Genomic DNA, 11512 nt, shown 5'->3' on the forward strand with positions numbered 1-11512 from the left:
CTGATTGGCGCGGGCCAGCAGGTTGAGCAGCTGCAGCAGGCTCTGCTTGCTGCGCCGCGGTTTGACCTCGTGATGCTCGTTGTCGGCGAACACCAGACCGCCGATACGGTCGTTGTGACCGAGCGCGGCCCAACCGATCAACGCCGCGGCACGCGCGGCCAGCACCGACTTGAAGCACTGGCCGGAGCCGAAGAACAGGCGCTGGCTCTGTTCGGCGATGATGAAGATCGGGCGCTCGCGCTCCTCGTGGAACAGCTTGGTGTGCGGCTCCTGGGTGCGCGCGGTGACGCGCCAGTCGATGGTGCGCACGTCGTCGCCGGGCTGGTAGACGCGCACCTGATCGAAGTCCACGCCACGGCCGCGCAGCTTGGAGTGGTGCAGACCGATCAGCGGGCTGCGCCGCGCCGGCGTGGAGAACAGCGGCACCTCGTGCACGCGGTGGCGCATCTCGATCAGTTCGGCGAGATCGATATGGATGCCGGGGTGGCTGGCCAGGATTTGCATGGGCTTCAGCCCGTAGCCCGGATGCAAGCCGGGGAGGCCGCGCAATCAGTCCCGGATTGCATCCGGGCTACGTGGGGCGAGCGCATGGGGCGCGGCTGCATCAAGCCACCGCCACCACGTCGAGGATGCGCTGGATCACGCGATCCTGGTCGACGCCCGAGGCTTCGGCCTCGAAGGACAGAATGATGCGATGACGCAGCACGTCGAACAGCACCGCCTGGATGTCCTCCGGGCTGACGAAGTCGCGTCCGGCCAGCCAGGCATGCGCGCGGGCGCAACGGTCGAGGGCGATGGAGCCGCGCGGGCTGGCGCCGTAGGCGATCCAGTCGGCCAGCTCGGCGTCGTACTTGGCCGGGGTGCGACTGGCCATCACCAGCTGCACCAGGTATTCCTCCACGGCATCGGCCATGTACAGGCCGAGGATCTCCTTGCGCGCGGCGAACACCGCCTGCTGGCTGACCCGATGCTCGGGCTTGGCCTCGCCGTTGAGCGCATCGCCACGGGCCTGGGCGAGGATCTTGCGCTCCACCGCGGCATCGGGAAAACCGATCTTCACATGCATCAGGAAACGGTCGAGCTGGGCCTCGGGCAGCGGGTAGGTGCCTTCCTGCTCGATGGGGTTCTGCGTGGCCATGACCAGAAACAGCGGCGACAGATCGTAGGTGCTGCGGCCCACCGAGACCTGGCGCTCGGCCATGGCCTCGAGCAGCGCCGACTGCACCTTGGCCGGGGCGCGGTTGATTTCGTCGGCCAGCACCAGGTTGTGGAAGATCGGCCCCTGCTGGAACACGAAGCTGCCGGTCTCCGGGCGATAGATCTCGGTGCCGGTGATGTCGGCCGGGAGCAGGTCGGGGGTGAACTGGATGCGGTGGAACTCGCCTTCGATGCCTTCGGCCAGTTCCTTGATCGCCTTGGTCTTGGCCAGGCCGGGCGCACCTTCGACCAGCAGATGGCCGTCGGCGAGCAGGGCGATCAGCAGGCGTTCGAGGAGTTTTTCCTGGCCGAGGATCTGGGAGGAAAGAAATTGGCGTAACGCGACCAGCGCTTCACGGTGTTCCATCGTCGGGCTCTTCTGGCGGATGAGCGAGGCTGACTGCTGCCTCGCATGCAGACCGCCGACTTTAATGCATTTGCCGCTTCAGCCGCTATGCATGGCGCCCTGCGTTATGCCGGGACGGTCACAGGAATGGCCGATGGCGACAGTTGGCCCGATGCAGAGCGGCGTGCAGGTGGCCTGCGCACCTGCGCAGGCCGTCATCTGCAAGCGATCCGCACTATCTCGGTGCGCCCTTGAAAGAAAATGTCGCAGCGCCGCAAGCGGTTGTCGGCCATCCCTCGTTAAGCTCAGCGGCTATATGTGACCAGTCGGTCGCTTGGCTCGCGCCGGTCCGCATGCGACTCGCAGATGTCATTGTCGCTTCATGGACTAACGTTGAACTAACACCGAGCGGCATCGATCCAGACTTCCTGTCGAACCATCAGCCCAATGGAGCAAAACCATGGCGTTCTTTACGGCGGCCAGCAAAGCCGACTTCCAGCACCAACTGCAAGCGGCCCTGGCGCAGCACGTGAGTGAGCAGGCACTGCCACAAATGGCCCTGTTCGCCGAACAATTCTTCGGCATCATCGCCCTCGAAGAGCTGACCCAGCGGCGCCTGTCCGATCTGGTCGGCTGCACGCTGTCGGCCTGGCGCATGCTGGAGCGCTTCGATCACGGCTCGCCGCAGGTTCGCGCCTTCAACCCCGACTACGAGAAGCACGGCTGGCAGTCCACCCATACGGCGGTGGAAATTCTGCATGGCGATATTCCGTTCCTGGTCGACTCGGTGCGCATGGAGCTCAACCGTCGCGGCTACAGCATTCACACCCTGCAGAACAGCGTGTTCAGCGTGCGTCGTGACGCGAACGGCGAACTGCTGGAAATCCTCCCGCGGGGTACCCAGGGCGAGGGCGTGCTGCAGGAAGCGCTGATGTTCCTGGAGATCGATCGCTGCTCCAGCTCCGCCGAGCTGAAGACCCTGGAAAAAGCCATTCACGAAGTCTTCGGCGATGTGCGCATGAGCGTCGCCGACTTCCAGCCGATGAAGGCCAAGGCGCGCGAGCTGCTGGCCTGGCTGGATCGCGCCAAGCTCAAGGTGGACAAGGCCGAGCTCGAGGAAATCAAGGTCTACCTCAACTGGCTGCTGGACAACCACTTCACTTTCCTCGGTTACGAGGAATTCACCGTCGCGCCCAGCGCCGACGGCGGCACCATGGTCTACGACGAGAAGTCCCTGCTCGGCCTGTCCAAGCGCCTGCGTACCGGCCTGACCGCCGAGGAGCTGCACATCGAGCCGGAGGCCGTGGCCTACCTGCGCGAGCCGCAGCTGCTGTCCTTCGCCAAGGCGGCGGTACCGAGCCGCGTGCACCGTCCGGCCTACCCGGATTTCGTCTCCATCCGCGAACTCGATGCCAAGGGCAACGTGGTCAAGGAATGCCGCTTCATGGGCCTGTACACCTCGGCGGTGTACGCCGAGAGCGTGTGGAACATCCCCTACATTCGCCGCAAGGTGGACGTGATCAAGCAGCGCTCGGGCTTCGATAGCAGCGCCCACCTGGGCAAGGAACTGGCCCAGGTGCTGGAAGTGCTGCCGCGCGATGACCTGTTCCAGACCCCGGTGGACGACCTGTTCAACACCGCGCTGGCCATCGTGCAGATCCAGGAGCGCAACAAGATTCGCGTGTTCCTGCGCCGCGATCCCTACGGCCGCTTCTGCTACTGCCTGGCCTACGTGCCGCGCGACGTCTATTCCACCGAAACCCGCCTGAAGATCCAGCAGGTGCTGATGGATCGTCTGCAGGCCACCGATTGCGAGTTCTGGACCTTCTTCTCCGAGTCGGTACTGGCGCGCGTGCAGTTCATCCTGCGCGTCGACCCGAAGAACAAGACCCAGATCGACCCCGTGCGCCTGGAGAAGGAAGTCATCCAGGCCTGCCGTTCGTGGAAGGACGACTACGCCAGCCTGATGGTGGAGAGCTTCGGCGAGGCCCAGGGCACCAATGTGCTGGCCGAGTTCCCCGGCGGTTTCCCGGCCGGCTACCGCGAGCGTTTCGCCCCGCATTCGGCGGTGGTGGACATGCAGCACCTGCTCAGCCTGAGCAACGACAAACCGCTGGTGATGAGCTTCTACCAGCCGCTGGCGCAGGGCGATCAGCAGCTGCACTGCAAGCTGTACCATGCCGACACGCCGCTGCCGCTGTCCGACGTGCTGCCGATTCTGGAGAACCTCGGCCTGCGTGTGCTCGGCGAGTTCCCCTACAAGCTGCGCCGCAATGACGGCCGCGAATTCTGGATTCACGACTTCGCCTTCACCTACGCCGAAGGCCTGGATGTCGACATTCAGCAGCTCAATGACACGCTGCAGGACGCCTTCATCCATATCGTCGGTGGCGATGCCGAGAACGATGCCTTCAACCGCCTGGTGCTGATCGCCGCCATGCCCTGGCGTGACGTCGCTCTGCTGCGTGCCTATGCGCGTTATCTCAAGCAGATCCGCCTGGGCTTCGACCTCAGCTACATCGCCTCGACCCTGATCAATCACGCCGATATCGCCAAGGAGCTGGTGCGCCTGTTCCGCACCCGTTTCTACCTCGCGCGCAAGCTCACCGCCGAGGATCTGGAAGACAAGCAGCAGAAGCTCGAGCAGGCCATCCTGGCTGCGCTGGACAACGTCGCCGTACTCAACGAAGACCGCATCCTGCGTCGCTACCTGGACCTGATCAAGGCGACCCTGCGTACCAACTTCTTCCAGGCCGATGCCAGCGGCGCGGCCAAGTCCTATTTCAGCTTCAAGCTCAGCCCGCGCCTGATCCCGGAGATTCCGCGGCCGGTGCCGAAGTTCGAGATCTTCGTCTACAGCCCGCGCGTGGAGGGCGTGCACCTGCGCTTCGGCGACGTCGCCCGCGGCGGCCTGCGCTGGTCGGACCGCGAGGAGGATTTCCGTACCGAGGTGCTCGGCCTGGTCAAGGCGCAGCAGGTGAAGAACGCGGTGATCGTGCCGATGGGCGCCAAGGGCGGCTTCGTGCCGCGCAAGATGCCGGTCGGCGGTTCGCGTGACGAGGTGATGGCCGAGGGCATCGCCTGCTACCGCATCTTCATCAGCGGCCTGCTGGATATCACCGACAACCTCAAGGAAGGCGAGGTGGTGCCGCCGGTCAATGTGGTACGCCACGACGCCGACGATCCCTACCTGGTGGTGGCGGCGGACAAGGGCACCGCGACCTTCTCCGACATCGCCAACGGCATCGCTGCCGAATACGGCTTCTGGCTCGGCGACGCGTTCGCCTCCGGCGGTTCGGCCGGTTACGACCACAAGGGCATGGGCATTACCGCCAAGGGCGGCTGGGTCTCGGTGCAGCGCCACTTCCGCGAGCGCGGCATCGACGTGCAGAAGGACAACGTCACCGTGATCGGCATCGGCGACATGGCCGGCGACGTGTTCGGCAACGGCATGCTGCTGTCGGACAAGCTGCAGTTGGTGGCTGCCTTCAACCACATGCACATCTTCATCGATCCGAACCCGGATGCGGCCAAGAGCTTCGCCGAGCGCAAGCGTCTGTTCGACCTGCCGCGTTCGAGCTGGGCCGACTACGACAGCAAGCTGATCTCCGAAGGCGGCGGCATCTTCCTGCGCAGCGCCAAGAGCATCACCATCACCCCGCAGATGAAGGCGCGCTTCGACATCGCCGCCGACAAGCTGGCGCCCACCGAGCTGCTCAACGCGCTGCTCAAGGCGCCGGTCGACCTGCTGTGGAACGGCGGTATCGGCACCTACGTCAAATCCAGCAAGGAAAGCCACGCCGACGTTGGCGACAAGGCCAACGACGCGCTGCGCGTGGACGGTCGTGAACTGCGCGCCAAGGTGGTGGGCGAGGGCGGCAACCTGGGCATGACCCAGCTCGGCCGCGTCGAGTTCGGCCTGCATGGCGGCGCCAGCAACACCGACTTCATCGACAACGCCGGCGGTGTGGACTGCTCCGACCATGAAGTGAACATCAAGATTCTGCTGGGCGAGATCGTCTCGGGCGGCGACATGACCGAGAAGCAGCGCAACAAGCTGCTGGCCGAGATGACCGATGACGTGTCCGAGCTGGTGCTGGGCAACAACTACAAGCAGACCCAGGCGCTGTCGCTGGCCGAACGCCGCGCCCGCGAGCGCGTCGGCGAATACAAGCGCCTGATGAACGCGCTGGAGAGCGCCGGCAAGCTCGACCGCGCCCTGGAGTTCCTGCCCTCGGACGAGGAGCTGAACGAGCGCGCCACCAACGGCCAGGGCCTGACCCGCCCGGAGCTGTCGGTGCTGATCTCCTACAGCAAGATCGACCTCAAGGAATCCTTGCTCAAGTCCCTGGTACCGGACGACGACTACCTGGCACGCGAGATGGAAACCGCCTTCCCGGAAATTCTCACCGAGAAGTTCGGCGACGCCATGCGCCGTCACCGCCTCAAGCGCGAGATCGTCAGCACGCAGATCGCCAACGACCTGGTCAACCACATGGGCATCACCTTCGTGCAGCGCCTGAAGGAGTCCACCGGCATGAGCGCGGCCAACGTCGCCGGCGCCTACGTCATCGTGCGTGACCTGTTCCGCCTGCCGCACTGGTGGGCGCAGATCGAGGCGCTGGACTACAAGGTGCCGGCCGAGCTGCAGCTGCAGCTGATGGACGAGCTGATGCGTCTGGGCCGCCGTGCCACCCGCTGGTTCCTGCGCAGCCGCCGCAACGAGCTGGACGCCGCCCGCGACGTGGCGCACTTCGCGCCGCGCATCGAGGCGCTGGTTGGTCGTCTGGACGAGCTGCTCGAAGGCCCGGCCCGCGAACAGTGGCTGGCGCGTTACCAGAGCTTCGTCGAAGCCGGCACGCCGGAAGAGCTGGCGCGTGTGGTGGCCGGTACCAGCCACCTGTACACCCTGCTGCCGATCATCGAAGCGGCGGATGTCACCGGCAAGGACGCCAGCGAGGTGGCCACCGCCTACTTCGCCGTCGGCGGTGCGCTGGAGCTGTCTTGGTACCTGCAGCAGATCACCAACCTGCCGGTGGAGACCAACTGGCAGGCGCTGGCCCGCGAAGCCTTCCGTGATGATCTGGACTGGCAGCAGCGTGCGATCACCGTCTCGGTATTGCAGATGGCCGAGGGGCCGCAGGAGATTGAGGCACGCGTGGCGCTGTGGCTGGAGCAGCACCACCGCCTGGTGGAGCGCTGGAAGGCGATGCTGACCGAGCTGCGCTCGGCCACCGGCACCGACTACGCCATGTACGCCGTGGCCAACCGCGAGCTGATGGATCTGGCGCAGAGCGCCTGATACCCAGCCTGAAACGCAACAGGCCCCGCATCTGCGGGGCCTGTTGCGTTTCAGGGGTTAGCAAAAGCGGCGTCAGCTTGCCGGCTTACAGTCCCGGCCGGGTGCGTGCGCCGCGATCACTCGCGCAGATCAACCGCCGGTGCGCCCTGGCCATCGAACAGCTGCGCCGGCTGGCTGGGCAGGATGCTCGGGCGGCCGTTGCTGCCATCGCCGAGAATGCGGATGTCGCTGTACTTCTTGCCCGACAGCGCCGCCAGACCGGCACCGTCGCGGACCACCGTGGGCCGCAGGAAGACCATCAGGTTGCGCTTGACGTGGGAGTCGCGGGTAGAGCGGAACAGCCCGCCGATCAGGGGAATGTCGCCCAGCAGCGGCACCTTGGAGATGGATTGGGTGACGTCGTCCTGAATCAGCCCACCGAGCACGATCACCTGGCCGTCGTCGGCGAGGATGGTGCTCTTGATCGAGCGCTTGTTGGTCACCAGGTCCACCGCCTGGGCGTTGAGCCCGGTGCTGGGAGCGATGGAGGAGATTTCCTGCTCGATCTCCAGGCGCAGGGTGGCGCCTTCGTTGATGCTTGGGGTGACCTTGAGGGTCACGCCGATGTCCTTGCGCTCGATGGTGGTGAAGGGGTTGCCGGCGCCCGAGGCATCGGTGGTGTAGGAGCCGGTCTGAAAGGGCACGTTCTGCCCCACGAGGATTTCCGCCTTCTGGTTGTCCAGGGTGAGCAGGCTGGGCGTGGACAGCAGGTTGCTCTTGCTGTTGGCCGACAGGGCGGTGATCAGCGCGCCGAAGCGGTCGCTGCCGATGCCGATGATGGCGCCGTCGGGCAGGGTGGTGTTCTCGGGGATCTCGCCGCTCTGCAGGATCTGCAGCACGGTGCCGACCGACAGGCCGGTGCCGCCGAAGTTGACCCCGCCCAGACCGCCCGTACTGCCGCGGGCGTCCACCGCCCACTGCACGCCGACGGCGTCGGTGATGTCGCCGGAGACCTCGACGATGGCCGCCTCGACCATCACCTGCGCGCGCGGCACGTCGAGCTGGCGCACGATGTCTTCGAGGGTGGCCACCAGATCCGGCTCGGCCAGCAGCACCAGGGCGTTCAGGCTCTCGTCGGCGCGGATGAGGATGTTGGACTGGCGACCGGTGGTTTCGCTGCCCTCCTTGTTCTTCAGGCCTTCGGAGATATCGCCGAGGGTTTCGGCCAGCGACTTGGCGTCGTTGTGGCGCAGGCGGATCACCCGGGTGTTGGCCGAGCGGCTGGAGGGGCTGTCCAGCGAGCGGGCGAGGTCGGCCAGTTTGGCGCGTGCCTCCGGCGGGCCGAGGAGGATCAGGCGATTGGTGCGAGCGTCGGCCACCACCTGGGTGGCGCTGGTGCCCTTGGCCTGGCCGCGGGCGATGGAGGTGTTGAGCACCTCGGCGGCGTCCATCACCCAGGCGTGTTGCAGGGTGACCACGCTGAAGTCCTGGGCGCCGCTCTGGTCGAGCTGGCGCATCAGGTCCTGGATGCGCGCGATGTTGGCGCTGCGGTCGCTGATGATCAGTGCGTTGGACGAGGTCACGGCGGCCAGATGGCCGTATTGCGGCACCAGCGGGCGGATCAGCGGAATCAGTTCCGCCACCGGCGCGTGCTGCACCTGGATCAGGCGGGTTTCCAGGCGGTCCGGGGCGGGGCGGCCTTCGCCGGCTTCGGCCTTGGCCTCGGCATTGGGCACGATGCGCGCCTGGTCGCCCTGGGTCAGTACGCTGAAGCCGTGGGTGGCCATGACCGAAAGGAACAGCTGGTAGACCTCGGACAAGCCCAGCGGCGTGTTGGACACCACGTTGACCTGGCCCTTCACGCGCGGGTCGACGACGAAGGTCTGCCCGGTGATGGCGGCGATCTGGTCGACGAATTCGCGGATGTCCGCGCCCTTGAGGTTGATGGTCCAGCTTTCTTCCTGCTGGCTGGCGCTGCTGGGCACCTGTTCGATCTGTGCGAGTAGTGGCACAGGCGCGGTGGCCAGGCTGGCGGCGAATAGGGCGGGGGTCAGTCGGCTACGGAGGGCGTGCATCGGTTCAGTCGCTTTCCATGGGCTGATCGGAGGGGGTGTCTTCGGACAGGGTGCCGGAGGCTTCCATTTGTTCGCGCAGCGCCTGCATGCGCTGACGCAGTTGCTCGAGATTGTCCTGGTCGAGTTGGTCGAGCTGTTCGACGGGGTCTTCGCTGACCTCGTCCGGGGGGGTATACAGACTGTACTGGCCGCTCTGCTGGCGAGGGAAGGCCAGGCTTTCACGACGGCCGTTGCGCAGCAGCTCGACGCGGTCGGCGTATACCGCATCGAGGCGCACGCCACTGTCGACTTCCCCGCCGACGGCATAGCGCTGGGCCGTGCCGCCCTGGCGCTGGATCACCGCACTGGAGCGTTGCGGGTCGCTGTGCACGAAGCTGCCGAGCAGCGTCAGCTGCAGGTTGGTGGCGGGAGGAGGGCCGCTATCGGCCTGGCGCGGGGTACCGAACAGCTGGGCGATGGGCGCCTGCTCGCGTTGCTGCTCGGTGCTGGCAGTGCGTTCCGCGCTTTGCTGCAACGGGCTGCGTACCAGGCGCAGGAGCTCGGCGCTCTGCCAGGCCAGACTCACGCTCAGGGCAGTCAGCGCCAGCATGCCGATCAGGATCGGGGCATTGTCCTTGAGGCGCTGAGGGAGGGCCGGGATGGGCAAGTGTGTCACTCCGAAAACGACGTTTCAGTCTCTGTAGGCAAGTGTCTGCGCTGTGCCGCCGCGGGTCCGCAAATCGTTTCGCTCAGCCTCGGGCTGTGCATACGCGGGTTATCCACTTCGCTTGGGCGTCGCTGACGACTTGTCTCACAGACCCTGGTTGTTTTTATGTGCTGTGCGTCGCGGGCCGATCATAACAGCCTACGCTGCGTTGGCATCCCCCTTCTGGGGTGGATGTGCTGCATTGGGCAATGTGTTAAAGGTAATCCAATAAGCATTACAGAAAAGAACCCTGCGCGAGGCAAACAGTCAGATTGGGCTGTAATACTCGCGATAAGGTTCCGTTTAAGGCTCACTTTATGAACGCTTCGCTGCTCGAAACTCCCCTGCGCCGCCTGCCCTTCAGCTTTGCCAAGCGTCACGGCGTGGTGTTCATGCTCCACGAGGGGCAGGCCTGCCTGGGCCATCGGGCCGATTGCGACCCCGTGGCGCTGGCCGAGGCGCAGCGCTTTGCCGGACGTGCACTGCCGCTGCAGCTGTTGGCTCCCAGCGAGTTCGCCCAGGTGCTGGGCACGGCCTATCAGCACGATTCGGCGTCCATGCTGCTGGCCGAGGACATCGGCGGCAGCTTCGATCTGGCCTCGCTGGCCGACCAGGTGCCGGAAACCGAAGACCTGCTGGAGCAGGAGGACGACGCGCCGATCATCCGTCTGATCAACGCCATCCTCGGCGAAGCGATCAAGGAGAACGCCTCCGACATCCACCTGGAGACCTTCGAGAAACGCCTGGTGGTACGTTTTCGCGTCGACGGCATTCTCCGCGAGGTGCTCGAGCCCAAGCGCGAGCTGGCGGCGCTGCTGGTCTCGCGGGTCAAGGTGATGGCTCGGCTGGACATCGCCGAGAAGCGCGTGCCGCAGGACGGACGCATCTCGCTCAAGGTGGGCGGGCGCGAGGTGGACATCCGCGTCTCCACGCTGCCTTCGGCCAACGGCGAGCGGGTGGTGCTGCGTCTGCTCGACAAGCAGGCCGGGCGCCTGTCGCTGCAGCACCTGGGCATGCGCGCCGAGGACCGCGCGCTGATGGAGGAGACGGTGCGCAAGCCGCACGGCATCCTGCTGGTCACCGGCCCCACCGGCTCGGGCAAGACCACCACCCTCTACGCCAGTCTGGTCAGCCTCAACGACCACACGCGCAACATCCTCACGGTCGAGGATCCCATCGAATATCACCTCGAAGGCATCGGCCAGACCCAGGTCAACGCCAAGGTGGACATGACCTTCGCCCGTGGCCTGCGCGCCATCCTGCGTCAGGACCCGGACGTGGTGATGGTCGGCGAGATCCGCGACAAGGAAACTGCCGAGATCGCCGTGCAGGCCTCGCTCACCGGTCACCTGGTGCTTTCGACCTTGCACACCAACAGCGCCATCGGCGCCATTACCCGTCTGGTGGACATGGGCGTGGAGCCCTTCCTGCTGTCCTCGTCGCTGCTCGGTGTGCTGGCCCAGCGCCTGGTACGGGTACTGTGCCCGGCGTGCAAGGAACCATATCCGGCCGATGCGGCCGAATGTACGCTGCTGGGCGTGCCGGCCAGCCCGCCGCCGACGCTCTACCATGCGCGCGGCTGTGCCCAGTGCCACCAGCAGGGCTATCGCGGGCGTACCGGCATCTACGAGCTGGTGGTGTTCGACGAGACCATGCGCACCCTGGTGCACAGCCGCGCCTCGGAGCAGGACATGACCCGCCACGCGCGCACGCTCGGCCCGAGCATTCGCGACGATGGCCGGCGCAAGGTGCTCGAAGGGGTGACCACGGTGGAAGAAGTGCTGCGGGTGACGCGCGAGGAATGATGAACGGATATCAGAGCTAGCCATGGCTGCCTTCGAATACATCGCCCTGGATGGGCGCGGTCGCCAGCAGAAGGGCGTGCTGGAGGCCGACAGCGCGCGCCAGGTGCGCCAGTTGTTGCGCGA

At 65.8% G+C, this 11512-nt stretch carries 7 protein-coding genes; 3 read left to right on the forward strand and 4 right to left on the reverse strand.

The features are described 5' to 3' along the window. Together N7333_RS22180 and N7333_RS22185 are read right to left on the reverse strand one after the other, a co-directional pair. The coding region (locus N7333_RS22180; RefSeq protein ID WP_279859394.1) for a DUF58 domain-containing protein at positions 1-498 on the reverse strand (498 nt) is incomplete at its 3' end. Positions 499-604: 106 nt separating this feature from the next. Further along, complete coding sequence (locus N7333_RS22185; protein ID WP_003244426.1) at positions 605-1564, reverse strand: MoxR family ATPase; 960 nt, start codon at positions 1562-1564, stop codon at positions 605-607. A 439-nt stretch (positions 1565-2003) separates the two neighbouring features. Between N7333_RS22185 and N7333_RS22190 the strand changes: the two genes are divergently transcribed. After that, positions 2004-6845 (forward strand): NAD-glutamate dehydrogenase, encoded by a 4842-nt coding sequence (locus N7333_RS22190; RefSeq protein WP_003244428.1) that lies wholly within the window; start codon positions 2004-2006, stop codon positions 6843-6845. Positions 6846-6961: 116 nt separating this feature from the next. Here N7333_RS22190 and gspD read toward each other — a convergent pair whose 3' ends face one another. Beyond that, positions 6962-8899: a type II secretion system secretin GspD gene (gene gspD / locus N7333_RS22195; RefSeq protein ID WP_003244430.1), complete on the reverse strand. Its 1938-nt coding sequence runs from the start codon at positions 8897-8899 to the stop codon at positions 6962-6964. A 4-nt stretch (positions 8900-8903) separates the two neighbouring features. After that, positions 8904-9545: a type II secretion system protein N gene (locus N7333_RS22200; RefSeq protein WP_003244431.1), complete on the reverse strand. Its 642-nt coding sequence runs from the start codon at positions 9543-9545 to the stop codon at positions 8904-8906. A 356-nt stretch (positions 9546-9901) separates the two neighbouring features. Here N7333_RS22200 and gspE point away from each other — a divergent pair, with 356 nt between their 5' ends. Further along, the gene (gene gspE / locus N7333_RS22205; RefSeq protein ID WP_279859393.1) at positions 9902-11389 is read left to right on the forward strand and encodes a type II secretion system ATPase GspE; all 1488 of its coding nucleotides are present in this window, start codon (positions 9902-9904) and stop codon (positions 11387-11389) included. 22 nt (positions 11390-11411) lie between these two features. Next, positions 11412-11512 (forward strand): hypothetical protein (locus N7333_RS22210; protein ID WP_279859395.1); only part of this gene is annotated, 101 nt, incomplete at its 3' end.

It is taken from the genome of Pseudomonas sp. GD04158, from assembly GCF_029834875.1.
Classification (GTDB): Bacteria; Pseudomonadota; Gammaproteobacteria; order Pseudomonadales; family Pseudomonadaceae; genus Aquipseudomonas; species Aquipseudomonas hydrolytica.